Below are 26254 nucleotides of genomic sequence, written 5' to 3' on the forward strand. Positions count from 1 at the left end.
CAGCAGAACGGCGAAGGGACCCGCGAACGGGTCCCTTCGGTCTATTCATCCCTCAGCGATGCGATCGCTGCGAGTTCAGCGCAGCGAGTTGCGTGAACGGCTGGTCTTCGCGCTGTCCTTCTTCGAACCGGATACCTGAGCATCGATCGAGATGGTGTCCTCGTCGGTGGCTCCATTGGGCAGGTCGTCACCCTTCCCGCCCTGGTCAGCGGATTCATCGGAGGACTCAGCTGACTCCCCGTTCGTGTCGGCGGAGTCTTTCGAGCCGCTGGAGCTCGTGCCCTGCTGCGCCCCCTGGTGTCCCTGTGACTTCGCAGCGCTCTGACCGGTCTCGCTGTTCTGCGAATTCTTCTCGCCTGCGGACTCGGCCTCGGTGCCAGCGGCAGCAGCCTTCGTCGACGCATCGCCCTCTGCGGCGGAGTCGTCCGACGTGGCAGCGGCTCCGTCGGAGTCGCCACCGGACGAACCGTCCGAATCGGCGGAGTCCTCGGCCAGCAGATCCTCGAGCTCCTGACCGTCTGCGATCTGTTCTGTGGCGTGGGAGGCTGACTCTGCCTTCGCAGGATCGATGCTGTCACCGCCCATGACACCGGGCATGGCGAACAGCGATCGCAGCTGATCGAGCTGTGCGGTGATGGTCTTGCGCTGCTTCGTGAGCAGGTCGACCTGAGACTGGGCGGAGGCCACATTGCGCTTGGCCTCGGCGGCGGATTCCTCGATGGTGGCCTCTGCGGTGGCGCGAGCCTCGGTGATGAGGGCCTGAGCGCGGGACTTTCCATCGGCGATGATCTCGTCGGCCTTCTTCACGGCGTCCGTGCGCGTGGTCTCCGCGCGCTCCGCGGCCTCCTTGGCCTCAGCATCGGCCTTCGCCGCCCGTGCCTGGGCATCGTCGATGAGCTTCTTGTTCTCGGCCTGCGCCTCTTCGTAGCGCTTCTTGCGTTCGGATTCTGCGTCCTTGCGCTTGGCCGCGAGCTCGACGTCGAAGTCGTTGCCGGCCTTCTTCGACGCTTCATCGCGGGCCTTCGCGGCGGCGAGGAGTTCGTCGGCCTGAGCCTGCGCGGCCGCCACGGTCTCCTCGGCCTCGGTCTTCGCCGCGGCACGCAGATCGGCGCCTTCCTTCTCAGCGTTCGCACGCAGCTCGGAGAGCTCGAGGTCGAGGCTCTCGCGCGCTTCCTTGGCCGAAGCGGCATTGGCTTCCCTGGCCTGGTTGGTCTCCCGCTCGGTCGTCGCCTTGAGCTCGGCGGCGCGCTTCTCCGCGGCCTTGACGGTCTCCTCGGCGCGCAGCTCGGCCGACGAGATGATCGCATCGGCCTCGGACCGTGCATTGGACAGGGTGTCATTGCTCTCGGTGTGCATCCGGGCGCGGGCGGACGCCGCCTCGGCGCGGGCCTTGTTGCGGATGGTCTCGGCATCGGAATTGGCCTGAGCCAGCGTTTCACGGGCCTGGGATTCGGCGATTTTGAGCAGGTGGTCGATGCGGCTGCCGGGAGGGCCCGAGGCCTCGGCATTGTCGTTCGCAGCCTTCTTCAGCTGGGCCTTCGCCTCCGAGAGCTCACCGGCGATCTGCAGCTTCGCCCGGTCGGCATTGATGACCTGGCTCCGCGCATCCGCCAGCGCTTTGCGGACCGACTCGACCTCGGTGCGCAGCTGCTGCAGGCGCGAATCGACTTCACTCTTTTCGTAGCCGCGCATCGCTGTGCGGAATTCTTCGGTGGGCGTCACTGAAGCGAACTCCTGTCGTCTGGAAGGGATGATCTGGGCTGTCCTCGTCCTACTCTAACGGAGACTCCATGAGTGTTGGGTGCGAATGCACGACAGTGGACAGAGGCGATCGAAGACGTGGGACGGGACCCCGTGACCGAGGCCACAGTCTCCTCGACTACGCTGGGGCATATCGAACAACACACGTGCCGGGATCAGGTTTCCGGCGCGGAACCGAGGAGGAGAAATGGCAGACGCAGTGATCGTCGCCGGAGCGCGCACACCATTCGGACGGCTGCAGGGTGAGCTGTCGAAACTCAGCGCTGTCGAGCTCGGCGGAAACGCCATCGCCGGGGCACTCGAGCGTGCCGGCATCAAGGGCGACGACGTCGACTACGTCATCATGGGCCAGGTGCTCCAGGCCGGCAACAGCCAAGGGCCCGCACGACAGGCGGCCGTTGCCGGGGGTATCCCCATGTCCGTGCCTGCCGTGACCGTCAACAAGCTCTGCCTGTCCGGGATCAACACGATCACCCAGGCTGCCCAGCTCATTCGTGCCGGTGAGTACGACGTCGTCGTCGCGGGCGGACAGGAATCGATGAGCCAGGCCCCGCACATGCTCATGAAGTCGCGTTCGGGGTATAAGTACGGCGACGTCGTCGTCAAGGACCATACGGACTACGACGGCCTGTGGGATGCGTTCACCGATCAGGCCATGGGCGGTCTGACCGAAGACGCCAACGCCGGAGACCGTGAGTTCTCCCGCGAGGAGCAGGACGCGTTCTCCGCTCGTTCGCACCAGCGTGCCGCCCAGGCACAGCAGGCGGGTGCCTTCGACGACGAGATCGTCCCTGTGACCATCAGCTCGCGCAAGGGAGACGTCACCGTCTCGGCCGATGAGGGAGTGAGAGCCGACACGACCGTCGAATCACTGTCCAAGCTGCGCCCATCGTTCCGCAAGGACGGAACGATCACCGCCGGCAATGCCTCCCAGATCTCCGACGGCGCGTGCGCCGTCGTGGTGATGTCACGCGAGAAGGCCGAGGAGCTCGGCGCGCCGATTCTTGCGGAAATCCGGTCCCACGCGTGGACGGCAGGACCCGATTCGACCCTGCAGCATCAGCCCTCGCAGGCGATCAGGGCCGCGGCCGAGCGCGAAGGCGTGGCCGCGGACTCCTTCGATCTCTACGAGATCAACGAGGCGTTCGCCGCCGTCGGCCTGGCCAGCTCGAAGGACCTCGGCATCGACGCGGAGAAGGTCAACGTCAACGGCGGTGCGGTGGCACTCGGCCACCCCATCGGTGCCTCCGGGGCTCGGATCGTCCTGACCCTCGCGCTCGAACTCCAGCGCCGAGGCGGCGGATCCGGAATCGCCGCCCTGTGCGGAGGCGGCGGTCAGGGCGACTCGCTCATCGTCAGCGTTCCACCTCGGGCCTGAGACTCAATCCGGAAGCGGCGGTGCCGTCGGCATCGTCGTCCGGTTCATACGAGGCCGACACCGAGGCGGGGGACCGTTCCGGTTCCCCGCCTCCCACAGAAGAAGGAGAGGCAATATGCTCGCAGCATTCTCAGTCGCCCCCAGCGGGGGAGAAGACTCGGACGCTTCTGTCCACGACGCCGTGGCGGCGGCCGTGGACATCGTCCGACGTTCCGGGCTGCCGCACCGCACCGATGCGATGTTCACGACTGTCGAAGGCGAATGGGACGAGGTCTTCGCGGTCATCAAAGCGGCCACCGATGCCGTCGGAGAATACGGCACGAGGGTGTCGCTTGTGGTCAAAGCTGATATCAGGCCGGGATACACCGGGGAGCTCGACGGCAAGCTCGAGCGCCTGGAGAAGGCGATCGACGCCCGCGGCGAGAGCTGATCGAAATTTCCAGGATTCTCACAGTGACGTGGCTCATGTAGAGGACTACCCTTTTTCCAACAGGACAAAGGAGATGAACAATGAACGGTGCCAAGTACTTCTCGATCGCTACGGGCCTGACCCTGTTGGCCCTGCTGGGCTTCATGCTCGCAGGCTTCTTTCCGATCATCGTCGACTTCGCGTTCGGCATCGAAGCCGTCGCAGTGATCCTCGCTCTTACCGGTGTCGCAGTGGTGTCATTCGTGACCGTGCGCAAAGCACTCGAACAGGCCGCGCGCCGCTACTGAACCGCCGCTGACCGGCCGACGCCAGCGCTGAGCCCCGGTCCGTGGGCGCGGACTCCGAGAGCCCCGCTCCGCCCGGGGCCGCTTTCTGTTCTCCGGCGGCCATCGGTTACGATGTGTGAGCCTCCGTAGCTCAGTCGGATAGAGCAACCGCCTTCTAAGCGGTAGGTCGCGGGTTCGAGCCCCGCCGGGGGCGCTTTTCGAGCCACGGAACGCTCATCCCGGCGAACACTCGTCCCACATCATCCACGCCCACCGAATTCTCCACTCACGGCACTCCCGTACGGGCAGATCCGATGCGAGCCCGGCGCACTCATGCGCCCGCGTGCGGTCCGGCAGTGAGCCGTCGCGGGCAATTGTGCTCCGATACGGCGTGGCAATTGGTGCCGAGCTGGGAAAACATAGAGAGTGGATGCGTGATGACAGAGAGCAAGAGTGCCGTGACGCCGCCGGTCGGCCAAGCGTTGAACGATATCGTCAAGCGCGTATCCGAAACGCGCTTCACCCTGCGCACCGATGACTTCGAAGACGGTCGCGCTGCGCACTCGGCGCTGACCGCGGAACTGAACGACTATGTGCTGCCGCGCATCAACCGCGCACGCACCCCCTTCCTCATCGCTGTAGGGGGATCCACCGGAGCCGGCAAGTCGACTCTCGTGAACTCCCTGGTGGGTCGGACCGTCAGCCCCGCAGGCGTGCGTCGACCGACGACCGGCAATCCGGTCGTGATCCACAATCCGGCAGATGCCAAGTTCTTCGATTCTGAGCACTTCCTGCCGGATCTGCCGCGCAGCACCGATCCCGAGTCCACTCGGCCGGGCGTCGTCCTCATCCCCGATGAGAGCGTCGAGTCCGGCACCGCGATCCTCGACTGCCCCGACATCGATTCAATTTCAGCGACCAACCGCGAACTCTCGCGCCGAACTCTGCTCAGCGCGGACCTGTGGCTTTTCGTCACCACCGCCAACCGATACGCAGATGCCGCCCCGTGGACGCTGCTGAAGACTGCGGCGGCACGGAGCACCTCGGTGGCCATCGTCCTTGACAGGGTTCCGCCCGAGGCCAATCGCGAGGTCAGGCACCACCTCTCGAGTCTGCTCGCCGAGGCGGGGCTGGCCAACTCGCCTATCTTCTCCGTGGCCGAACTCGAGCTCGAAGACGGTCTGCTTCCGCATGCGGCGATCTATCCGATCCGCTCGTGGGTCGCGCAGGTGGGAGCCGAGGGCGCATCGCTCCAACGCATTCGGTCGAGAACCCTGAGTGGTGCGGTCGCCGCGCTGCCGGGAAGAGTTCACTCACTCGCCGGACATGCCGAGGCTCAGGAACAGGCTCACGCCGCGCTGGCGTCATCTGTCGACACGGTCTTCCGCACGGCTGACTCACGGCTCGCCGAAGTGTTCTCCGATGGCCGTGTTCTCCACGGTGAAGTGAATGCCAGGTGGCAGGACTTCGTGGGAACGGGTCAGCTGTTCCGCGGTCTCGAACCGACCATGGCGCGCATGCGCGACCGGATCTCTGCGGCGGTGACCGGCAAACACGATGCCGCCACCCCGCTGCACATCGCAATTCTGCGCAGTGCGGCCGTGTCCCTGCGCGAGCAGGCGATCGGCGTGGTCGACGATGTCAACTCCGAATGGCGCAATACAGCTGCAGGAGCCGCGCTCATCGATGAGCAGCCGGAACTGCGGCATGTCGGATCCGGTCTCGAAGGGGCCGTCAAATCAGCCGTCAGCGGATGGTCGGACGAGGTGAACGCACTCGTGCGTGATCTCGGTCAGGGCAAGAAGTCCAAGGCACGCATCCTCTCCTTCGGCGTCGCCGGCGTCTGCGCGGTGCTCGAATACGCAGCCTTCTGGGATCCGCAGCATTCCGGTACCGCTGAACCGGCCGCCCGCCAAGGCGCAGGTGTGGCACTGAGCCTGGCGGAGACCATCTTCGGGGAGGCGGAGGCGCGCGAACTCATCGCTTCGATCCGGCAGCGGTTCCTCTCCGCCGCTGCGGGAATAGTCGCCGACTGCCGGGCACCATTCGACAACGCACTGAGACTATCCGCGGTACCGGCGCGGCAAGCGGGCGCGCTGCGCTCGTCCGGTGAACGACTTGAGGTGGCATTGTGAACAGTTCTGCGCAGACCGAGATCCGACGTCTGGCCGAAGGCATCCGACATTCGCTGTCTCTGAGTCAGGACAAGCTCGGCGGCGACGTGCGTGCAGATGCTCAGAACCTGCTCGACCGTGCCGAAGACCGCCTTGGCCTGGGGGAGGACTTCACCGTGGTGGCGTTCGCCGGGTCAACAGGATCGGGCAAGTCCTCTCTATTCAACGCGGTCGCCGGTCTCGAGATCGCTCGTGTGGGTGTTCGCCGTCCGACGACATCGCGGCCGACCGCGTGCGTCTGGGGCGAGGGCGGCAACGATGTCCTGAACTGGCTGCGTGTGCCCGAACGGAGCCGAACCTGGCGCGAATCGGCACTCGACGGCGACGACCAACGACGGCTGCACGGACTCATCATCCTCGACCTGCCCGACCACGACTCGACTGCCGTCGAGCATCGTGTCGAGTCCGACCGCCTCGTCGGACTCGTCGACGTCGTCTTCTGGGTGGTCGACCCGCAGAAGTATGCGGACTTCTCCCTGCACTCGGACTACCTGGCCAAACTCGCCGAGAACAGTTCGAACATGGTCGTCGTCCTCAACCAGATCGACAAGCTCAGTCCTGAGGAGCAGAAGGCGGCCGTCGACCATCTGCGGCATCTGCTCAATGAAGACGGCCTGAGTGAGACGAACGTGAGGGTGTCCTCGGCGACGACACGGGATGGGATTCCGGAGCTGCGGAGCATTCTTGCCGACACGGTCGACTCGAAGGACGCGGCGGCCGAACGTCTGCTTGCCGACATGCAGGCGATGGCCAAACGGATCCGCACCGAGCTCGGGGAGCCCGTGGCGCCACCGGACGAGCTGCCGGGAGCATCGCGCCTGGTCGAGACGATGTCCGACGCGGCAGGAGTCGAAGCCGTGGCGCAGACCGTTCACGACGACTACATCCGCCGGGCGTATCGCAAGACGGGCTATCCAGTGCTCGCCTGGATGCAGCGCAACGCTCCCGACCCTCTCGGCGCCAAGCACGGACAGGGCCGCGACGAACTCGTGCGGGCCTCGGTTCCGGCCACGACGAAGGCCCAGAACTCGCATGTGAGACTGATGGCCCACGAACTCATCAGCGAATCGGTGGCGACGATGCCGCAGGCGTGGCAGAACGATGCCGCCGAGGCCGAGAAGACGAGCACAGCCGAACTCTCGGAGAACCTCGACTCGGCCGTCACGGCTGTGGATATCACACGACAGAGTCCCGGATGGTGGTCATTGGCCAACGCCCTGCAGATCATCTTCTTCGTGGCAACGATCATCGGCATCGTCGGGGTCATCGTGTCCGCGCTGGTCGCGGCTCTCGGCGCGGGGTCTCTGCCGACGTGGTGCTGGATTCTCAGCATCGGCATCCTCGTGATCGGACTCATCGGCTCGCTCATCACCTCACTGATGTCGAAGTCCGCCCGAAGCAGGGGAGCGAAGGACGCAGCTGCAGAGGTCGACGGAAAGCTGCGCGATGCTGTGGGTCGAGTCGCCCAGAGTTCCTACCTCGATCCGGTCAAGCGCGTGATCGGAGAGCACCGGCGGGCGTTCGAGATGCTCAGCTGAGACTTCAACGCACGGGTCATCTGACTCGAGCGCGAATGCCCTGTGGACGGAGATCGTCTTTCCACAGGGCATTCGGCGTCTCTGGACACGGCGGCGAAGTTCCAGGCTGACTGATGATGCGCACGTCCACCGATGGGCGGGTGCACTCGACAATTCGAAGGAGCCTCCGATGTCCGCCATTCCGATCACGCTGACCGGCACCATCGCCACCGCCCCCGCTGCCCGGACGCTGCCGTCCGGACGAGCCTGTGCGTCCTTTCGACTGGCAGTCAACCACTGGCGCATAGACAAAGATACGGGCGAGTTCATCGACGACGGCACCTCGTGGTTCAGCGTCGACTGCTACGGCGACCTGGCCAGCAACTCCTCGATGACACTTCAGCCGGGTACTGCGGTGATCGTCACCGGCAGTCTGAAGATCCGTCAGTGGGACAACGGCGATCGCAGCGGGATCGCCCCGACTGTCGTGGCCGACCACATCGGGCCCGACCTGCGCTACGGCACCGCGCACTACCGGAGGTCGAAGGCCCCCGATCGCGGTCAGAATCAGGGGAAGCAGGCGACGGATTCCGAATCGAGTCCGGGCGACGGTTGGGACGGTCTGGAATCGCAGGCGCCGGCCACACCCGCAGGATCGGACGTCGAGCGCAACGGGTATTCGACTTCGGCGCGCTCCGCATATTCGGTCGCCGAGGCGGATGACGATGTCGCTGAGCAATCATCGGCCGTCGGCGACGGCACGGGTGCCGCCGACGTCGGCGGTGACGGCGTGGACGCAACGTCGGGTGCTGAATCGGCATCTGACAGCGACGAGGACGCCATCGCGCGTGAGACTGCAGCCGCCGCCGCGCCGTTCTGACCGATTCGCTGCCCGCAGGGGCGGACCCGATCGGTTAGAGTGAGACTGTCAATCGTCCCCTCCCGCCGAGGTCTCAGATGCGTCTCGTTCCTGTGCTGGGTGCCGCAGCACTGACACTGGCACTGTCAGGCTGCTCTCTGTTGGGCTTCGGCTCAGATGATTCTCAGCCGGAACCGAAGAAGACCCATCCGACACCGGTCGCTGAAGTGGATAAGGTGCTCAAGGCCGTCAAGCCGATCACCGGTGACGGTGACAAGGATTCGGTGCCGTCGACGAAGAAGTTCTTCACCACCATGCTCGATGCCGGGTACAAGCCCGAGCAGCTCGAAGCGACACTCGACGAGTCGCCTCTCGGAAATGACGTGCCGTCGAAGATGTTCGGTGTCAAGACTGACAAAGGCTGCGTCATCGGGGAGATCCGTGCCGGCAAAGCCACCGCTGAACTCATGCAGCCCACGGAGTCGACGGGCTCCTGCCTGTTCGGCGAGGTCGACAGGCCCGAAGGCGTCAAGGCGCCCAAGGGGGAGAAGCGCGACGAAGACGGCGACTCGAACGGCGCCGGGCACCTGCCGGGCGAAGACATCAACGGAGATGATGGTCCGACGGAGTCTCCCCAGCCCAGCGACGACTCGTCGGGATCCGACGGCGGAACGGGTTCTGAGGGATCGACAGGATCTCAGAGCTCGGCGGAGGGCGGCGGTTCCTCCTCTGGGTCGGCAGAGGGCGGCGACAGCGACGGTGAGGCCCCGTCGCTGGGCGGCGGATGAGCATCCACTGGAGCTCTCAGTTCTTTTGACTGACAGCGGTACCTCCGCGGAGTCGCGGTGAGCGCCGGCCTTCAAGCGATCGTCAATTCGCGCTGGGGTGTGCCAAAACGATAGCCTGAGACCACTATGGCCGAATTCATCTACACCATGCATAAGGCGCGTAAGGCGCACGGTGACAAAGTCATCCTCGACGATGTATCGATGTCGTTCTATCCCGGAGCGAAGATCGGTATGGTCGGCCCCAACGGCGCCGGCAAATCAACGATCCTCAAGATCATGGCGGGCCTGGAGCAGCCATCGAATGGTGAGGCTCGGCTCAGCCCCGGTTACAGTGTGGGCATCCTCATGCAGGAACCCCCGCTGAACGAAGAGAAGACCGTCCTCGGCAATGTCCAGGAGGGCGTCGGCGAGATCAAGGCGAAGGTCGACCGCTTCAATGCGATCTCCGAGGAGATGTCGGATCCCGATGCGGACTTCGATGCACTGATGGAAGAGATGGGCAAGCTGCAGGAAGCCATCGACGCCGCCGATGCGTGGGATCTCGATTCCCAGCTCGAACAGGCGATGGATGCTCTGCGCTGCCCGCCGCCGGATGCCGATGTCTCGGTGCTCTCCGGCGGTGAGCGTCGTCGCGTGGCGCTGTGCAAGCTGCTGCTGGAGAAGCCGGACCTGCTGCTCCTCGACGAACCGACGAACCACCTCGACGCGGAGTCGGTGCTGTGGCTCGAGCAGCACCTCACGTCCTACCCCGGTGCCGTCATCGCCATCACGCACGACAGGTACTTCCTCGACCACGTCGCCGAATGGATCGCCGAGGTCGACCGCGGTCACCTCTACCCCTACGAAGGCAACTACTCCACCTATCTTGAGAAGAAGCGCGAGCGGCTCCAGGTCCAGGGTAAGAAGGACGCGAAGCTGGCCAAGCGCCTCAAGGACGAACTCGAATGGGTACGGTCGAACCCGAAGGCGAAGCAGACGAAGTCGAAGGCTCGTCTGGCCCGCTATGAGGAGATGGCCGCCGAAGCCGAGAAGACCAAGAAGCTCGATTTCGAAGAGATTCAGATCCCGGCCGGGCCTCGCCTCGGCGATGTCGTCATCGAAGCGGACAAGATCGAGAAGGGGTTCGACGGACGTCAGCTCATCGACGGTCTGAGCTTCTCACTGCCGCGCAACGGCATCGTCGGTGTCATCGGACCCAACGGCGTCGGCAAGTCGACCCTGTTCAAGACGATCGTCGGCCTCGAAGAACTCGACGGGGGAGACCTCAAGATCGGCGAGACCGTGAAGATCTCCTATGTCGACCAGTCCCGCGGCGGCATCGACCCGGATAAGACGCTGTGGGAGGTCGTCTCCGACGGACTCGATTTCATCCAGGTCGGCTCGGTAGAGATGCCTTCGCGTGCGTACGTCTCGGCGTTCGGTTTCAAAGGCCCGGACCAGCAGAAGAAGGCCGGAGTCCTCTCCGGCGGTGAACGCAATCGACTCAACCTCGCTCTGACGCTCAAACAGGGCGGCAACCTGCTGCTGCTCGACGAGCCGACGAACGACCTCGACGTCGAAACGCTCGGGTCGCTGGAGAACGCTCTGCTCGAATTCCCCGGCTGTGCCGTGGTCGTCTCTCACGACCGGTGGTTCCTCGACCGAGTCGCTACCCACATCCTCGCGTGGGAAGGCACGGAAGAGAACCCGGCCGCCTGGTACTGGTTCGAAGGCAACTTCGAAGCCTATGAGAAGAACAAGGTCGAGCGCCTCGGCGAGGATGCGGCCAGGCCGCACCGCGTCACGCATCGTCGCCTCACCCGCGACTGATGCGCTGCCGCAGAGCCAGACACAGCGATGCCCCGGTCACCAGGACCGGGGCATCGCTGTGTCGCTGCCGAGGACGACGACGCTCTTTCCTCAACCGCGGTTCGCCCACACGGCGTCAGCGACTCTGCGGGTGGTCCGCACCGGCAGCCGACGGCGTTCGGTGAGCGTGCGTTCTACGGAGTTCAGTGATCGCTCGTGCGCCCGAGGCGCGACAGGCCGGTGAAGAGCAGCCGGAGGAGCAGCGCACCGACGACGCCCACCACGATGGCCAGGACGGCGATGAGGCCCACGTGCAGGTCAGTGTTCGACCGCAAGAACAGCAGCGCGAGGATCGCAATGACGATGAATAGCGCCACAGTGACGAGTCGAAGGAGGATGGTGCCGATGATGTCCATCATCGTCGTGTCGTCGCTCATCGGGACTCCTTGACCCGGACCATACCCTCCTGGGCCACGGTGGCGAGCAGAGTTCCGTCCTGGGAGAAGATGCGTCCATAGCCGAGTCCTCGACCACCCTGTGATGCTGGGGACTCCTGCACGTAGAGCATCCACTCGTCGACGCGGACTCGCCTGTGCCACCACATCGCGTGATCGAGGCTGGCCACCCGCAGGCCAGGAGTCCGCCAGGTGAGATCGTGGTGCAGAAGCACGGGCTCGAGCAGGTTGAAATCGCTGGCATAGGCCAAAGCGGCGGCATTGAGCACCGGGTCGTCACCGAACGGTGCGCTGGTGCGGATCCAGGAATGCTGCTCCCGAGACGCGGCTGCTGTGGTCTGCGGGGCGTGCAGGGAGGTCTCGACGGGCCGGATCTCGAAGGGGCGTTTGGCCAGCCATTCCGTTGTCACCGGGGAATCATCGTCGCCGATGAGGTCGAGCACCTCGGGACAGTCCTCAGGGGCCGGCAGTCCGGTCGGCATCTCCTCGGAGTGTTCGAGGCCCGGCTGTTCGTCCTGGAAAGAGGCGATGAGGGAGAGGATCGGCGCCCCCTTCTGATAGGCATGCACTCGGCGGGCGGAGAAAGAGCGACCGTCGCGCAGACGCTCGACGCCGAACTCGATCGGCTCACTGACGTCGCCGGCGCGGAGGAAATACCCATGCAGGGAATGGATCAGCCGATCCTCGGGGAGAGTTGCGGCAGCGGCGACGACGCACTGCGCAAGCACCTGACCGCCATAGACCCGTCCGTCCGGCTTGTACTGGCTGTGGCCGATGAAGAAGTCCGACTCGCTCGAAGCCGCGGTGAAGTCGAGCCGCCGCAGGTCGAGGATCTCGTGCAATCGTGCAACATTCGCCTCAGCCTCGGTGGATGCTTCTTCGGTCATAGGTTCTCTCCCTCGGACGGCGGTGCCGATCGTGCGTTCAGTTCACGATCCTATCGCGTGCGACACCACCGGGCGGAAGGTGGCATGATGGGACGCATGCACTCAGGCGCCACCGACCCCCTTCTCGACGACTTCACCCGCGTACTGCTGGAGCTGAGATGGGGTGATATGGACGTCTACGGGCACGTCAACAACGTCACCCAGCTGCGGCTGCTCGAAGAGGCCCGAGTGCGGGTCCTCGGGTCCCCGACGCACAGCACGGACGCCCCGACCACACCCGGTCACTTCGGAATCGCCGCGACCATCAGCGGGGTGGAGATTCCCGCCGTCTTTGCGGCAGCCTCGGCGACGACCGAACTGCTCGTGGCCTCTCATGCGATCGAATATCGTGCTCCGATTCCGTACCGGTCCGGCCCCATCGCAGTCGATCTCGTCATCAGCGATGTCAGCCCGGCTTCGGTGACGGTCGGCTATGTCATCTGCGAACCCGACGGCACCCGCGCGTATACGGTCGCCGAAACGGTCGTCGTCTTCATCGACAAGGCCTCGGGCCGACCGCGGCGGCTGAGCGCAGCAGAGACCGAAGCCATGGACTCCGTGCTCGGCGGCAAGGTACCGCTGCGGAGGGCGCGCCGGTGAGTGTGCTCGAAATCGCCGACCCGCTGGCCATGCGCGACCTGTCCGCCTTCACCTCGCTGGCCCACAGGGCCGATTCCGACGGGGTGATGCGCCTGCAGGTCTTCTCCGACGTCCTGGCGGCCTCGGTCGCACCGCTGTTCCCGCATGGGATCGGCGACCCGACCCCGCTCGTCCTCGGCATGCGGATGCTGCGGCTGCGCGGATCCGAACTCGACGGGCTCGACGAGGCGGTGCCGCTGTCCAACCTGCTCGACCGCTTCGCCCGGGAGGAGAACGGCACCTCGCTGCCGGTGCCTCCGAATTCGGTGCTCGTGTCCTGGACCGGCATCGCACCACCGCGCACCGGATGGCAGATGCGCGACACGATCACGGTAGGCGACCTTCATGCCGCCGCGGCCGAGGGGATCGAAGAGATCAGCGCCGGTGCGCCCCAGGGTTCGGGAGGTCACGCTGTCAAAGCACTGCGCTCCCGGGTGTGGTCACGCGAGATGAAGGGTGCCGCCGGTACCGGACTGCCCGGCGGTCTGGCGTTCGCTGCCGCCGCGCTGCGCTTCATCCCGAATGCCGGGCGCGACGATGACAGGAAGCTGAGCGTGATGGAGTCCTCGGGCTGGCTGCGCATCGCCGCACCGGGAGGCCATCTGCTCACCCGCGCCCGCGTATGAGACACTGCCTCGCATGAAGTCGCCGCATCGCCTGGGCACAATGCCCAGCCTGCGGACCGGCCGTTCGACGGTCGCGATCATCCGGCGCTATCAGCGCGCGGCACACGCGCACCTGATCAGCGGATGTTGGGATTCGCGGAATTGACCATCGCGGTCGCCGCCCGTTGGAAGTAGTCCCAGAACATCTCGTCGTAGAGCGGAGGCAGGGCGACGTCGTCGAGGGCTGCGCGCATGCATCGCAGCCAGCGGTCCCGCGCGTCGAAGTCGATGGGGTAATCGAAGTGACGCATCCGCAGGCGAGGATGTCCGCGCTGTTCCTGATAGGTCGACGGTCCGCCGAAGTACTGCTCGAGAAAGGTCTGCAGGCGGTGCTTCGCCCCGGTGAGTTCGTGCCCGTCCGGGTACATCGCAATGAGCTGCGCATCCTCGTCGACATGCTCATAGAAGACATCGACGAGGCGGGTGAACGTCTCATGGCCGCCGACGGCCGCGAAGATCGAATCGTCACTCGTCTGCGTCATCGTTCGACCCTTCGCTCGGTGAGTCCTCCTGTGCGCCGGCGCGGATCTCCTGCTCGCTGGGCAGCGGGGAGGGGGATTCGCTGCTGCGACTGGCCGAGGACTTCTGTCCCCGACGCTCGTCCCGCCCGTGCTCGTCCCGGACGGAGGTGGTGACGACGGACCCGGTCACGGAACTCTCTGCTGAGGAGTTCTCCTCGGAGGATTTCTCATCCGTGCCCGGCAGCGTGCGCAGAACGGTCTCCTGGACCATTCCGATCTGCCCTCCTCGCTTGGCCAGCTCCGTCATGAGCTCGGCGCGGAAGGCACGTTCGACCATCCACTGCTGGTTCGGCTTCGTCTTGACCATCGTGCGGATGACCCGGTACGACCCGGACAGGGACTGCACACCGGCGATCTCTGGATTCTCGAGCATGGCTCGGGCGATCTCGGGATCCTTCTTCAGGGTGCGGGTGACGTCCGCGGTCATCTCGCGGTAGTCATCCATCGAAGTTCGGTAGTCGATGGGGATGTCGAGAACGGCGCGGGCCCAGCCCTGGGAGAGGTTGCCCACGCGCAAGATCTCGCCGTTGCGCACATGCCACAGGGTGCCGGTGAGGTCACGGACCTGGGTCCGGCGCAGTCCGACGTCCTCGACCTCGCCGACGGCTTCGCCCAGATCGACGGTGTCGCCGATTCCGTACTGATCCTCGATGACGATGAAGAAACCGGACAGGTAGTCACGGACGAGCTCCTGCGCACCGAAGGCGATGGCGACACCGGCGATACCGGCAGATGCGAGGATCGGCGCGATATTGAAGCTCAGCGCGTCGAGGATCATCAGCGCGGCGATGACGCTGATGAGGATCGTCGTCACCGAGGACAGCATGCGACCCACGGTCTTGGCCCGCTGCGCACGCCGTTCCTTGATCGTCTGCTGGTCGATCCCCGTCCGCTGCGCTTCGAGCGCGGCAGACGAGAACTTCGTCAGCCCAGCACCTTCGGCCTTCTCACTGCCGACCGTGCCTTTGGCGACCGCGGTGGTGAACCGGCGGATGAAGTACCGGACGATGAGATTGACGACGAAGGCCATGATGACGATGACCGTGATCTGCAGCGGAGCACCGAGGAGGAACGACCAATCGAAGTCACTTGCGGCTTGAACAGTGTTTTCCATTGCGTGAGAAGTCATGATTTCTCGAGACTAGCCCTCGAGGTTCAATGATCCCTTGGAAGCGCTGGACACACGCTGAACCTCCAGCGCCCGTTCGACCTCGGCGAGGTTCTCCCTCATCAGCCTCAGCAGGCCCTTCGACGCCGCGGGATGATCGGCCAGCCACTGTCGGGCGGATGAGACCGTGACGGAACTCACCGGTGGGAACAGGCGCAGAGTCAAGGTCTGCGCGGTCTCGAGGGTTCTGGTCTCCCACCAGCCCGCGACGCGGTCGAAGTACTCATCGGCGAACGGCCGCAGCGGCTCCTGTGCAGTGATGATCTCACCATCGGGTCGCTGCAGCCCGGTGCCGAAGCCGAGAGCCAGTGCCCCGAGTTCGGAATTCGGCAGATCCACATCGTCGACGAGGCGGGTGAAGGTCTCGGACTTCGCCGCCGAGGTGAGGCGGGAGGCTCGTGCGGTCGCGGCCTGTCGGGCGCCGGTGGCGGTGGGATCGCGTCGGCTCATCTCCTGAACGGCCGAATCGTCGACGGCGTCGTTGGCACACAGGCCGATGAGGATCTCCCAGGTGAGATCGGTGTCGAGGGCGATCCCGGAGACGGCTTCGCATGCGGGATCGAACCATGATTTCAGGCGCTCCAGCTGCTCCTCGGTGACAGCGTGCCTGATGAACCCGCGGACGAATTGGAAGGCCTGATCAGTGCCCTCCTCGATGGTTCCCAGCAGCTCGATGAACCGGTCGGCGAGTCGGGCATGCACGGCCTTGCGCTGCTCGGGAGGCAGGTAGGACGAGACCGCGGTGTCGAGCTGACGCATCTGGGTGAGTAGACCCGAGGAGTGCGTGATCGCACCCAGATGGGTGATGACGGTGTCGAGGTAGTCCTGGACCGGACGCTGACCGTCGCGGACCTCGTCCCACAGGGCAGCGAGCACGAGCAGCTGGGTGAGCGAATCATCGAAGTCGCTCAGCCGGCGGGCAGCGGTGGCCATGCTGCGATCGTCGAACCTCACCTTGGCGTAGCTGAGATCGGCATCGTTGACGACGATGACGTCCGGGCGGGGCAGTCCCCGCGCCTCGTCGACGGTGACGGCAGCGGAGTCGATGTCGATGGGGAACGAGTGAGTGCGGGTGAGCCGTCCGTCTCCGGAATCGGAGTAGAAGCCGATCGCCAGGCGATGCGGACGCAACGACGGAGTCGGCTGACCGTCGAGCGACCACGGAGCTTGCGTGACTCGCAGACTTTCGACCACCTCGGCGTCGGCTTCGCCCGTCGTCTTGAGGTCGGCTTCGATGAGATTGATCCCGGACTCCTCGAGCCACAGCTTCGACCAGCTGGTCAGATCGCGGCCCGAGGTGGCGGCGAGCTCATCGAGCAGATCGGCAAGCTCCGTGTTCGACCATGAATGCTTGTCGAAATAGCGCTTGAGCCCGGTGAAGAACTCCTCCCGTCCGACCCAGGCCACGAGCTGCTTGAGCACCGAGGCGCCCTTGGCGTAGGTGATTCCATCGAAGTTGACCTCGACATCGGCGAGATCCTCGATCGGGGCAACGATCGGATGGGTACTCGGCAGCTGATCCTGGCGGTAGGCCCAGGACTTCTCGATCGTGGCGAAGGTCGTCCACGCATCGGCGAACTTCGTCGCCTCCGCGGTAGCCAGCGTCGACATGAACTCGGCGAAGGACTCATTGAGCCAGAGGTCGTTCCACCAGCGCATGGTCACGAGGTCGCCGAACCACATGTGGGCGAGTTCGTGGAGGACGGTGACGGTTCGACGCTCGATGAGTGCTTCGGTCGGACGGGACCGGAACACATAGTTCTCGAGGATCGTCACGGCACCCGCGTTCTCCATCGCACCGGCGTTGAATTCCGGGACGAAGAGCTGATCGTATTTCTCGAAGGGATAGGAGACTCCGAACTCGCGTTCGAAGAATTCGAAGCCGGCCTTCGTGACACCGAAGAGGTTGTCAGCGTCGAGGTAGTCGAACAGTGAGGATCGGCAGTACAGGCCGAGGGGGACAGGAGATCCGTCCGAAGAGATCAGTTCCGAATGGACCGACCGGTAGGGACCGGCGATGATCGCGGTGATATAGGACGAGATCGGCGTCGTGGGCGCGAACTGCCAGACCGCCATTCCTTCGATCGTCGCTTCGCCGAGGTCGGTGAACGTCTCGCTCGGGTCACCCGGCGTCGGCGTGGGTGAGTTGGAGACGACTGTCCACTTCTCGGGGGCGACGACTGTGAAGGAGAAAGGGGACTTGATGTCCGGCTGTTCGAAGACGGGGAACACACGCCGGGCGTCGGGCACCTCGAACTGCGAATAGAGATAGACCTCGTCATCGACCGGATCGACGAAGCGGTGGAGTCCCTCCCCGGTGTTCATATACGAGAAGTGCGCGTCGATGATGAGCTCGTTCTCGGCGGCGAGACCGGGAAGGCTGATGCGGGCGGGGGAGACCACCTCGGCGAGTTCGAGGTCGAGACCGTTGAGGCGCACGCGTTCGACGCTGGCGGTGATGGCGTCGATGAAGGTCGTTGACTCCGGTGCGGCGGTGAACCGGATCCGCGAGCGCACGCGGAAGCTCTCACCCTCTCCCGTGAGGATCAGGGTGTGCTCGTAGCTCGAGACGTCCACCAGGGTGGACCGTTCGCGTGCTTCGTCGCGGGTGAGGTTGTATTGCGGCACAGTGAGGTGACCTTCGCTTCGGGAACCGGGTGTACTCGGCCATTCTTTCATGAACGACCGACACAGCGGTCGAATTCCTCTTCACGGCATGACTCGACCGCGATCCGACCGCTTTCGGTGCGTTCGGCCCTTGTTGGTAGATTGAGCATCGGAACAGCGGGTGCCCTCCGCGGCACGTGCACAACCCGAGAATGAGGAGAGACAGTGAGCAAGGAAACACTCGATCTGTGGTTCGACACTGCATGCCCGTGGGCTTGGATGACCTCCCGCTGGGGGCTCGAAGTGGCCAAGGTGCGCGACGTCGAGGTGAAGTTCCGGCCGATGAGCCTCAACTTCCTCAACCGCGACAAGGACATTCCCGATGACTACCGCGAGCTGATGAATCGTGCGCTGGCTCCGATGCGGATCGTCACCGCCGCCATCGCCGAACACGGCGACGAGGTGGCCGAACCGCTCTACACCGCCATCGGCACCCGCATTCACCCGGACGGAGAGAAGGACTTCGAGAAGGCCGTCTCCGAGGCCCTCGCCGAGGTGGGGCTGCCGGCGGATCTCATGAAGTACGGTGAGAGCGACGACTACGACGCGGCGCTTCAGGCTTCCCACGACGAAGCCCTGTCGCTTGTCGGCGACGACGTCGGAACCCCGATCTGCCGCGTTGCGGGCACCGCGTTCTTCGGACCCGTCGTGACTCCGGCACCGAAGGGTGAGGACGCGGGCCGCCTCTTCGACGGTGTCCTCGCCGTCGCCTCGACGCCCGGCTTCTTCGAGCTCAAGCGCACACGCGACCAGGGACCGAACTTCGACTGAGGTTCGCACCCCGCTCATGTGAGTGCCCGCACTCGAGCACTCGACCAGCACCACCCGCTCCCGACACGCGATGACCGCTCGGCTGGCCACAGATTACGAACGATCCACAGCGAAATGTGAAAGGCACACAGATGAAGGTTCACCTCGGCACCGACCATGCAGGATTCGATTTCAAAGAGGTCCTCAAAACCCACCTCACCGAGGCAGGGTACGACGTCGTCGACCACGGCGCCCTCGCATACGACGCCCTCGATGACTACCCGGCCTTCTGCATCGCCGCGGCCCAGGCCGTCGTCGATGATCAGGCCGCGGGAGTCGACGCCCTCGGAGTCGTGATCGGCGGATCGGGCAACGGGGAGCAGATGGCGGCCAATCTGGTCAAGGGTGCGCGCACCGCCCTGGCCTGGAACCCGGAGATCTCGAAGCTGGCCCGTCAGCACAACGACGCGCAGATCGTCGCGGTCGGTGCCCGCCAGCACCCCGAAGACGAGGCGATCGCGATCATCGACGCCTTCCTGGCCGAACCGTTCTCCGGCGATGACCGCCACGAACGCCGCATCAAGATCATGGGCGACTACGAGGAGCAGGGCCGAGAGGCTCTGTGACTGGCGGGACGCGATGAGGATGGGAAGCGCGGCGAGAAGAGGACTGCTGTGAAGATCAGAGGCGCAGTGCTGCGTGAGATGGAACGGCCGCGTCCGTTCGCAACCTCGCAGCCGATGACGATCGAGGACCTCGAGCTCGACGAACCCGGTCCCGGCGAGGTGCTCATCCGGATGCGCGCGGCCGGAGTCTGCCACTCGGACCTCTCCGTCGTCGACGGCAATCGGCCCCGGCCCCTGCCGATGCTGCTCGGCCACGAAGGTGCCGGCGTGGTCGAGGCACTCGGGGAGGGTGTGGACGACCTCGAGGTCGGACAGCAGGTCGTCACAGTGTTCCTGCCCCGGTGTGGGGAATGTGCGAACTGCCGCACTGACGGCAAACTCCCGTGCACTCCGGGCAGCGCGACGAACGGCGCGGGGACCCTGCCCTTCGACGGGCACAAGGTGCGTCTGCACGATCACATCGGCACCGAGGTGCTCCACCACCTCGGCGCGTCCGTGTTCGCCACCCATGCGGTGCTCAACCGTGCCTCGGTCGTGCCGATCGACGATGACGTTCCAGCGCCGATCGCCGCGGTGCTCGGCTGCGCGGTGCTCACCGGCGGGGGAGCGGTGCTCAACGCCGGTCGCCCCGGTCCCGATGACGAGGTGATGATCGTCGGCCTCGGCGGTGTCGGAATGGCCGCGCTCATCACGGCGCTGTCGATTGACTCCGCGGGAGTCATCGGGGTCGACGCGAACCCGGACAAACTTGTGCGTGCGAAGGAACTCGGGGCCGTCGAGGTCTACACCCCGGAGCAGCTCGGAGACCGGAAGGCTCCGATCGTCATCGAATGCGTCGGTCATGCCCGGGCATTCGAGACCGCGTTCGCAGCGACGGCCGTGGGTGGGACGACGGTGACGGTGGGTCTGCCTGCCCCGGATGCGCAGTCGTGCATCACGCCGGTGACGCTGACGGCTGAGGCGCGCACGGTCATCGGCTCCTATCTCGGTTCAGCGGTGCCGAGCCGGGACATTCCCGTCTACGCCGACCTGTGGCGGGAGGGCAAGCTGCCGGTCGAGGAGCTGATCTCAGACACCATCGGCCTGAGTGATCTCAATTCGGCCTTCGACGCCCTTTCGGACGGCCGGGTCGTGCGGCAGATCATCGACTTCGAGGCCTGAGCTTCGAACCACGTGGTGACCTCACTGTCTTCTCTTGCCCCACACTGAAGGTGTGAGCCTCAGCCCACTTCACGCAGCTGGGATGATTCGGACTCTCCGGCAGAGTCCGAGTCCGATGGGATGACATCGTTGTGGGCGACCAGCAGGCTGCGCAAGGAGCTCGACAAAGCTTCGACGCACTCGGGATTGATCGCCTCCAGGACATCTCCGGCGGCCGAGTTCATCTCGTGGATGCGCACCTTCGCCATCGCAGTACCGGCATCAGTCAGTGTCACACCGACACTGCGGCGGTCCACATGGTTTCGTTCACGTCTGATGAGCCCGGCCTGTTCCAGCCTTGTGAGCTTCGCAGTCATGTTCGCAGGCGAAACGTACATCGTCTCGGCGAGCTGCTTCGGGGTCATCTGGTGGTCCGCACCGTTCAGCAGCAGGAGCGCCAACAGCTCTGCCTCTTCCAGGGCGTGTTTGGCGTGGTCATACTTCTGCATCTGTGCCTTCTCGAACACGGAGACGGCCCGACACAGGCGATACATCACGGCTATTCCGGAACTGTGCATGAATAGTTTCTCGGCTTCGAAATTCTCCAGCATTCCATCTACTCGGTCTCTGATCTCCACCGCCAGTCTCCTTCGAAAATTGATTTGTTGATAGGACAACAATATACAGAATCGCCATCCGACGCACGGGCTGCAGGGTTCCCCTATAGGGTCTGACGCCTGCTCGGTCTCGTGACGTCGATGGGCCACGTATGCGCCATTTTGCTTATGCCGCGACTGAGGGGTCTGATTCGCGCGTCGGCCGCATGGTCTCTGCGCGCCTGCGCGCGAGATATGTGCGTATGCGGTCGAAGGTGTGATCGCGGATGAAGATCGCATCTACGGCGATCATCGTCAGGGAAAACCACGGCAGCCCCATGAGCAGAGCGATGCCCAGGTGGAACGACAGAATCCCGACCAGGCCCACCATTCTCGTATACCTGTTGAGCAGGAGGAATGGAAAAGCACACTGGAAGAGCACAGACCCCCACGAGATCATGACGACCATAGGACCCCATGTGGTCACGACGTCTGAGAGCACCGGCCACGTGCCGAACTGCTGTGTGTGCAGAGGGTTGTAGACGGCGTACCCGTGCTGCCACGCGGCACCCCCTGCCTTGTAGAGGCCGCCGGACATGTAGATCGCGCACACTTGGAAGGCGAGCACGACGATGGCGAGGTTGTTCGCCAGGATGAGCATCCAGCGCCACGAGCCCCCGTCTGTGTCGTGAGCTTCATTCCTGCGGGCACGGCGTCGTGCATCCAAAGACCATCGCCTGGTCGTGTCCGCGAACAGCAGCGCGATGAGGAACATTCGGTAGGCGTTGTCCCCTTGGTCTCCCGCGCTGTCGTTGAGTTCGATGAAGCTCACCCACAGTACGAGGTAGAACGGGAGGACGATCCGCGTGTGCCACGACAACGGCGAGGACTGCCAGGCCGATCATCATTGCGGTGAATAGGGTTGGAGTCGTCACGGCACGGTGGAAGAGGGAGAAGAGCCAGATGTTCGGGAAGTCGCTCTTGGGTTCGGCGATCTCGCCGTTCCAGGCCGCACCGACGCCGAACGCGTAGTGTCGTGCATGGAAGTTCGTGAGGATGATCCCCAACCCTGTCAGGCCGACGAGGATCCGAGTGACCGCCAATCCGTACATCGCGTGATAACGGCCGGTGAGCAGATTTTCGAGCCGGGTCCAGCCTCTGGCCGCTGCAATACGTACCTGTGCGGTGATCGGGGCGGTCCCAGTCTGTTCCTCCTCACTGCTCACCGGCGCACCTCACTTCGTTCGAGGAGCAGAAGTACGTGGCGAACTCCTCCTCCGACTGATGATTCTCGGTGACCAGTGCGCGCCATCCTATGGGCACTGTCCGGATCTTCGGTCGTTCGGCACTCTTATCGTTGCGTTCGGAGAACGGCACCACATTCTGTCTGGCCGCCTGGTACTGAACTCGTTGTACCTTCTCGCCCCACATGGCCTTCGCAACCTGGGTTGCATACGCTGTGGCGACACGTTCCTTCTTCAGGTACCCGGGGACGGAACCACCTCCGTCGCTGTCCTCGCTCAATTTGGACTTCAGCCGGTCCGCTGAGTCATCTCCCTTGAAGTAGTTGAGCCGGACGACCGCTTTCTGATCGTCGGACAGGCCATCCCAAGCCCCTTTGAGATCTGAGGCGACGCTGACTGCCAGTCCGGCCGAACGCGGTGGGAACGGCTTGTACGTCGCATGGTCGAGTTCGGCGTCGGTGGCTCGCACCCACCTCGTGATCTGTTCTCCATCATCGGTGGCGACGACCGCACGCACATCGAAGTAGTAGTCGCCATTGATTGGCTCGGGGGCGAACACGCTCCATGACTGTCCCCACAGCGGGATCATGTACTTCGAGAGCAGCTCGCCAGGCAGCACCTCGCGCAGTGACGAGGACGGAGCGATCCACAGGAATGTCGCGAAGAGGTGGAAAGCTGTAATACACATGGCTATAGCTATCAGCGCTCGTCTGATCCATGAGCTGGATCGAGGCGCTGCCTCGCGTGGAATGTGCTGCATTTAACGGACCCCTGGTCGTGGTTCTGCTCTAAAGAGCGCGATCAACTACGGCGATGATCTGACTGTATAGCATCGTCGATGTGACTGAATTCTTCGAGATATTTTGAAGAGGGCGGGTCGCGAATTAAAAATTTAAACAGTGTGGCGTCAATCAAATATTTAACTAAGAAAAAATGGCTCTGACTGTCGTTTCGGACGAGCGACCGTTTGCCTGCTGGTTCGTTTCGAATCTATTGTGGAAGCGCGTTTTCATGGGCGAGAATCAGCGGCGGGCCGCTATCTAGGTCGGCCGATTGGCGGGCGTCAGAGCGGTGACTCCGATAGACCTAGCCCTCGCCTTCAATTACTTGCGGTACCTGTCTTTCGGTTCAACAATTAATCAAATAACGAAAAGTCAACGCCAATTTGACTATCAACAACTGAGGTCGTGGCGAGTATCACCACTAACTGATTGACCGGGGTTATCGACTGTGCGAATATTTCTATTTGGTCAGACAGTTCCCCTGCCTAGGAAGGTTTCAACACCTAGTCATGCTGACCTGTTGCACGGACATCATCGCCCGAACTCAGGAAAGTGTTCGGCTGCCGTGAGAAACACTCGAGTACGTTCTGAAAAATCGAGAGGACAAACGAATATGAACCAACGACCGCCAACTGTCGGCCTACGGAGATGGCTGTCAGAGCCGAAGAGTGGCTGGCGAGCTCCTGTTGGAATAGTGACGGCATTCCTGGTGGCCATCATGGCAACGTTCGCCATGGCGACCTCTCCTGTGAACGCAGCCGGAGGCACGCCAGATAAGGTCGGTGACAAGGCAGAGGTCAATGGTCTTTACCTCACCGGCGGCTACCGATGGACCTTCATCGATCCTGGGCTCGGAGGGAACGGCGTGTCAGGTCTCGCGCAGATTGGCCCAGCCGACAACACCAACGGGCCTTATGGACCCGGAGTCTACGCATACTGCATTGAGCTGACAAAGGGTTCCGCAGAAGAGGGGAACAAAGGAATCGTCTCGACCTGGTCTATGTACCATGAAGACGGCGAGCAGACGAAGCCGTCTGTTGAGAACTTGGAACACATCAACTGGATCGTGCACAACTCATTTCCTAAGGTCGCACTAGCGGAGTTGGCGCAGAACGCGGGCGCCAATGGCCTGAGCAATGTGGAAGCCGCTCAGGCGACCCAGCTCGCCATCTGGCATTATTCGGACGGAGCTGTGCCCGAGTCGTTTAAGGGGAACTCCAAGATCGAAGCGGTGTACAAGTACCTCACAGGTGATGCCAACATCGGTCTCTCGGAGGCCGACAGTGATGACAAGGATCTGACGGGCAAGGTCTTCGATGCTGCCGAAGATCAGTCTCAGGTGATCGTTGACACCCGGGACCACCCGAAAGAACCGTCTGTTCGCACCAGCGCGGACTTTGCCAAGGAGTACTCCGAGGTCATTGGCGGTGCTGAGGTCATTGACACGGTCGACTACTCCGACCTCGTCAAGGGCAAGACCTACACGTTGTCTGCCGAACTCATCAACAAAGCCGACAACAAGGTCATCGGTTCCGGATCGAAGACGTTCACCGCTGAGGCAGCAGACGGTCGAGTCGATGTCGAGATCACGGTAGACGACTCCGTGACGAGTTCCGTTGACTCCGCAGTGGCATTTGAAACGTTGACCTCGTCGGAGGTCAATGCTGCTGGTGAGGACTCGACTAAGGGTGCTGACACTCCCGATGACCCGTCTGACGACAACCTCATCGGAGAGCACAAAGACATCAATGACGAGGCCCAGACCGTGACCACGGACGACGAGTCGTCGGATGACACCGAAGCTAGCTCGAAGGATGATGCCGACGCTGACAAGGCGGCCGGCGCTGATAAGGCAACTGAGGCTTCCTCGAACGATGATGCGGATGCTGACAAGTCGGCTGAGGCTAAGTCGAATGACGACGCTGATGCTGACAAGTCGACCAAGGCGGATGCTGATGAGTCGGCCAAGGCGGACTCGAACGACGATGCCGATGCCGATAAGGCGGAAAAGGCTGACTCGAATGATGATGCTGATGGTTGCGGTGTAGACGACGCCAAGGCGTCGACGAATGCCAATGCTGAGGCGGGTTCGGATAAGGATGCGGCAGCATCCACCGATGCTGATGCCAACGGCTGTGAAGATGCGAACAAGCAGGCTGACTCGAAGGATGATGCCGACGCTGACAAGGCGGCCGGCGCTGATAAGTCGGCTGAGGCTAACTCGAATGACGACGCCGATGCTGACAAGTCGACCAAGGCGGATGCTGATGAGTCGGCCAAGGCTTCCTCGAACGACGATGCCGATGCCGATAAGGCGGAAAAGGCTGACTCGAATGATGATGCTGATGGTTGCGGTGTAGACGACGCCAAGGCGTCGACGAATGCCAATGCTGAGGCGGGTTCGGATAAGGATGCGGCAGCATCCACCGATGCTGATGCCAACGGCTGTGAAGATGCGAACAAGCAGGCTGACTCGAAGGATGATGCCGACGCTGACAAGGCGGCCGGCGCTGATAAGGCAACTGAGGCTTCCTCGAACGATGATGCGGATGCTGACAAGTCGGCTGAGGCTAACTCGAATGACGACGCTGATGCTGACAAGTCGGCCAATGCTGACTCGAATGATGATGCTGATGGTTGCGGTGTAGACGATGCCAAGGCGTCGACGAATGCTAACGCTGAGGCGGGTTCGGATAAGGATGCGGCAACATCCACCGATGCTGATGCCAACGGTTGTGAAGATGCGAACAAGCAGGCCGACTCGACTGACGACGCTGACGCTGACAAGGCATCCGGCGCTGCCTCGAACGAGACTGCCAAGGCTGATTCGAACGGTGCTGCGGATGCTGGCAACTCCGGAGCACATCAGGGTACGGCGAACGCAAATGGCTCCGCGTCTTCCAACGGGGGAGACCTGCCTCGCACAGGTGCCGACGGCATCGCTGCGGCGGTTGCTCTCAGCCTGATGCTGCTGGCCGCCGGTACCGCAACGGTCGTCATCGCGCGGTGGAAGCGAATGAATATCTGATCGCCTGACTGGATGTGACCGAGATGGACGCGGAGTCTTGAACGGTCCGTGCAGAGGCAATCAATAGCTCTGGCCCCCGGACACGA

23 protein-coding genes and 1 tRNA gene are annotated in these 26254 nt (G+C 63.5%); 15 read left to right on the top strand and 9 right to left on the bottom strand.

The annotated features are described in order from the left end of the window. Positions 1–75: 75 nt before the first annotated feature. Positions 76–1722 carry a coiled-coil domain-containing protein gene (locus J9314_RS08480; RefSeq protein WP_210605313.1) on the bottom strand — a complete coding sequence of 549 codons (1647 nt, stop codon included), beginning with the start codon at positions 1720–1722 and terminating at the stop codon, positions 76–78. 226 nt (positions 1723–1948) lie between these two features. Between J9314_RS08480 and J9314_RS08485 the strand changes: the two genes are divergently transcribed. The 9 genes from J9314_RS08485 (at position 1949) to ettA (ending at position 10982) form a co-directional block, all read left to right on the top strand. Then, a complete protein-coding gene (locus tag J9314_RS08485; RefSeq protein WP_210605314.1) occupies positions 1949–3139 on the top strand; it encodes an acetyl-CoA C-acetyltransferase in 1191 nt (396 codons plus the stop codon). A gap of 115 nt (positions 3140–3254) precedes the next feature. Then, positions 3255–3569 carry a thiamine-binding protein gene (locus tag J9314_RS08490; RefSeq protein WP_210605315.1) on the top strand — a complete coding sequence of 105 codons (315 nt, stop codon included), beginning with the start codon at positions 3255–3257 and terminating at the stop codon, positions 3567–3569. A gap of 80 nt (positions 3570–3649) precedes the next feature. Beyond that, the gene (locus J9314_RS08495; RefSeq protein ID WP_181275311.1) at positions 3650–3856 is read left to right on the top strand and encodes a hypothetical protein; all 207 of its coding nucleotides are present in this window, start codon (positions 3650–3652) and stop codon (positions 3854–3856) included. Positions 3857–3975: 119 nt separating this feature from the next. Then, positions 3976–4049, top strand: a tRNA-Arg gene (locus tag J9314_RS08500). A 223-nt stretch (positions 4050–4272) separates the two neighbouring features. Then, positions 4273–5970 carry a dynamin family protein gene (locus J9314_RS08505; RefSeq protein WP_210605316.1) on the top strand — a complete coding sequence of 566 codons (1698 nt, stop codon included), beginning with the start codon at positions 4273–4275 and terminating at the stop codon, positions 5968–5970. After that, on the top strand, positions 5967–7547 hold the full coding sequence (locus J9314_RS08510; RefSeq protein WP_210605317.1) for a GTPase: 1581 nt from the start codon (positions 5967–5969) through the stop codon (positions 7545–7547). The genes J9314_RS08505 and J9314_RS08510 overlap by 4 nt, the downstream gene beginning before the upstream one ends. A gap of 169 nt (positions 7548–7716) precedes the next feature. Continuing rightward, a complete protein-coding gene (locus J9314_RS08515) occupies positions 7717–8406 on the top strand; it encodes a single-stranded DNA-binding protein (RefSeq protein ID WP_210605318.1) in 690 nt (229 codons plus the stop codon). Positions 8407–8483: 77 nt separating this feature from the next. Further along, positions 8484–9173, top strand: a complete 690-nt coding sequence (locus J9314_RS08520; RefSeq protein ID WP_210605319.1) for a DUF6993 domain-containing protein — start codon at positions 8484–8486, stop codon at positions 9171–9173. A gap of 126 nt (positions 9174–9299) precedes the next feature. Continuing rightward, positions 9300–10982 carry an energy-dependent translational throttle protein EttA gene (ettA, locus tag J9314_RS08525; protein ID WP_210605320.1) on the top strand — a complete coding sequence of 561 codons (1683 nt, stop codon included), beginning with the start codon at positions 9300–9302 and terminating at the stop codon, positions 10980–10982. 182 nt (positions 10983–11164) lie between these two features. Here ettA and J9314_RS08530 read toward each other — a convergent pair whose 3' ends face one another. Both J9314_RS08530 and J9314_RS08535 read right to left on the bottom strand, forming a co-directional pair. Further along, positions 11165–11398 carry a hypothetical protein gene (locus J9314_RS08530; RefSeq protein WP_246490690.1) on the bottom strand — a complete coding sequence of 78 codons (234 nt, stop codon included), beginning with the start codon at positions 11396–11398 and terminating at the stop codon, positions 11165–11167. Then, positions 11395–12303: an acyl-CoA thioesterase gene (locus J9314_RS08535; RefSeq protein WP_181275304.1), complete on the bottom strand. Its 909-nt coding sequence runs from the start codon at positions 12301–12303 to the stop codon at positions 11395–11397. Before J9314_RS08535 ends, J9314_RS08530 begins: the two co-directional genes overlap by 4 nt. 84 nt (positions 12304–12387) lie before the next feature. Between J9314_RS08535 and J9314_RS08540 the strand changes: the two genes are divergently transcribed. Then, positions 12388–12942 carry an acyl-CoA thioesterase gene (locus tag J9314_RS08540; protein ID WP_246490691.1) on the top strand — a complete coding sequence of 185 codons (555 nt, stop codon included), beginning with the start codon at positions 12388–12390 and terminating at the stop codon, positions 12940–12942. After that, positions 12939–13607: a DUF8185 domain-containing protein gene (locus J9314_RS08545; RefSeq protein WP_210605321.1), complete on the top strand. Its 669-nt coding sequence runs from the start codon at positions 12939–12941 to the stop codon at positions 13605–13607. The genes J9314_RS08540 and J9314_RS08545 overlap by 4 nt, the downstream gene beginning before the upstream one ends. 116 nt (positions 13608–13723) lie before the next feature. On the opposite strand, the gene J9314_RS08550 is transcribed toward J9314_RS08545, so the two are convergent. From J9314_RS08550 to pepN, 3 genes are read right to left on the bottom strand one after another with little or no spacing between them, the layout of a single operon-like run. Further along, complete coding sequence (locus J9314_RS08550; RefSeq protein WP_181275302.1) at positions 13724–14128, bottom strand: globin; 405 nt, start codon at positions 14126–14128, stop codon at positions 13724–13726. Next, positions 14112–15281 carry a mechanosensitive ion channel family protein gene (locus tag J9314_RS08555; protein WP_246490692.1) on the bottom strand — a complete coding sequence of 390 codons (1170 nt, stop codon included), beginning with the start codon at positions 15279–15281 and terminating at the stop codon, positions 14112–14114. Before J9314_RS08555 ends, J9314_RS08550 begins: the two co-directional genes overlap by 17 nt. Before the next feature lie 27 nt (positions 15282–15308). After that, positions 15309–17963, bottom strand: coding sequence for an aminopeptidase N (gene pepN / locus J9314_RS08560; RefSeq protein WP_210605323.1), 2655 nt, complete (start codon positions 17961–17963; stop codon positions 15309–15311). A 204-nt stretch (positions 17964–18167) separates the two neighbouring features. Here pepN and J9314_RS08565 point away from each other — a divergent pair, with 204 nt between their 5' ends. The 3 genes from J9314_RS08565 to J9314_RS08575 all read left to right on the top strand — a co-directional run bounded on the left by J9314_RS08565 (position 18168) and on the right by J9314_RS08575 (position 20539). Further along, complete coding sequence (locus J9314_RS08565) at positions 18168–18773, top strand: mycothiol-dependent nitroreductase Rv2466c family protein (protein ID WP_181275299.1); 606 nt, start codon at positions 18168–18170, stop codon at positions 18771–18773. Positions 18774–18904: 131 nt separating this feature from the next. After that, the gene (locus tag J9314_RS08570; RefSeq protein ID WP_210605324.1) at positions 18905–19378 is read left to right on the top strand and encodes a ribose-5-phosphate isomerase; all 474 of its coding nucleotides are present in this window, start codon (positions 18905–18907) and stop codon (positions 19376–19378) included. 48 nt (positions 19379–19426) lie between these two features. Next, the gene (locus J9314_RS08575) at positions 19427–20539 is read left to right on the top strand and encodes an alcohol dehydrogenase catalytic domain-containing protein (protein WP_210605325.1); all 1113 of its coding nucleotides are present in this window, start codon (positions 19427–19429) and stop codon (positions 20537–20539) included. Positions 20540–20598: 59 nt separating this feature from the next. Here J9314_RS08575 and J9314_RS08580 read toward each other — a convergent pair whose 3' ends face one another. The 3 genes from J9314_RS08580 to J9314_RS08590 form a co-directional block, all read right to left on the bottom strand. Beyond that, entirely contained in the window at positions 20599–21198 is a 600-nt protein-coding gene (locus J9314_RS08580) for a MarR family transcriptional regulator (protein ID WP_210605326.1), read from the bottom strand. Positions 21199–21301: 103 nt separating this feature from the next. Then, a complete protein-coding gene (locus J9314_RS08585; protein ID WP_246490693.1) occupies positions 21302–21994 on the bottom strand; it encodes an HTTM domain-containing protein in 693 nt (230 codons plus the stop codon). Positions 21995–22329: 335 nt separating this feature from the next. Next, on the bottom strand, positions 22330–23046 hold the full coding sequence (locus tag J9314_RS08590) for a DUF5819 family protein (RefSeq protein WP_246490694.1): 717 nt from the start codon (positions 23044–23046) through the stop codon (positions 22330–22332). 788 nt (positions 23047–23834) lie between these two features. On the opposite strand from J9314_RS08590, the gene J9314_RS08595 reads away from it, so the two are divergent. Next, positions 23835–26168, top strand: a complete 2334-nt coding sequence (locus J9314_RS08595) for a Cys-Gln thioester bond-forming surface protein (RefSeq protein ID WP_210605328.1) — start codon at positions 23835–23837, stop codon at positions 26166–26168. Positions 26169–26254: the final 86 nt, after the last annotated feature.

The organism is Brevibacterium oceani (genome assembly GCF_017948325.1).
In the GTDB taxonomy this organism is placed as follows: Bacteria; Actinomycetota; Actinomycetes; order Actinomycetales; family Brevibacteriaceae; genus Brevibacterium; species Brevibacterium oceani.

Coding starts and splice junctions, on each gene's coding strand:
- J9314_RS08530 (WP_246490690.1), bottom strand. CDS start 11,398: ATGAGCGACGACACGACGATGATGGACATCATCGGCACCATCCTCCTT.
- J9314_RS08490 (WP_210605315.1), top strand. CDS start 3,255: ATGCTCGCAGCATTCTCAGTCGCCCCCAGCGGGGGAGAAGACTCGGAC.
- J9314_RS08590 (WP_246490694.1), bottom strand. CDS start 23,046: ATGTGTATTACAGCTTTCCACCTCTTCGCGACATTCCTGTGGATCGCT.
- J9314_RS08550 (WP_181275302.1), bottom strand. CDS start 14,128: ATGACGCAGACGAGTGACGATTCGATCTTCGCGGCCGTCGGCGGCCAT.
- J9314_RS08555 (WP_246490692.1), bottom strand. CDS start 15,281: ATGGAAAACACTGTTCAAGCCGCAAGTGACTTCGATTGGTCGTTCCTC.
- J9314_RS08505 (WP_210605316.1), top strand. CDS start 4,273: ATGACAGAGAGCAAGAGTGCCGTGACGCCGCCGGTCGGCCAAGCGTTG.
- J9314_RS08485 (WP_210605314.1), top strand. CDS start 1,949: ATGGCAGACGCAGTGATCGTCGCCGGAGCGCGCACACCATTCGGACGG.
- J9314_RS08540 (WP_246490691.1), top strand. CDS start 12,388: ATGATGGGACGCATGCACTCAGGCGCCACCGACCCCCTTCTCGACGAC.
- J9314_RS08515 (WP_210605318.1), top strand. CDS start 7,717: ATGTCCGCCATTCCGATCACGCTGACCGGCACCATCGCCACCGCCCCC.
- ettA (WP_210605320.1), top strand. CDS start 9,300: ATGGCCGAATTCATCTACACCATGCATAAGGCGCGTAAGGCGCACGGT.
- J9314_RS08520 (WP_210605319.1), top strand. CDS start 8,484: ATGCGTCTCGTTCCTGTGCTGGGTGCCGCAGCACTGACACTGGCACTG.
- J9314_RS08535 (WP_181275304.1), bottom strand. CDS start 12,303: ATGACCGAAGAAGCATCCACCGAGGCTGAGGCGAATGTTGCACGATTG.
- J9314_RS08495 (WP_181275311.1), top strand. CDS start 3,650: ATGAACGGTGCCAAGTACTTCTCGATCGCTACGGGCCTGACCCTGTTG.
- J9314_RS08570 (WP_210605324.1), top strand. CDS start 18,905: ATGAAGGTTCACCTCGGCACCGACCATGCAGGATTCGATTTCAAAGAG.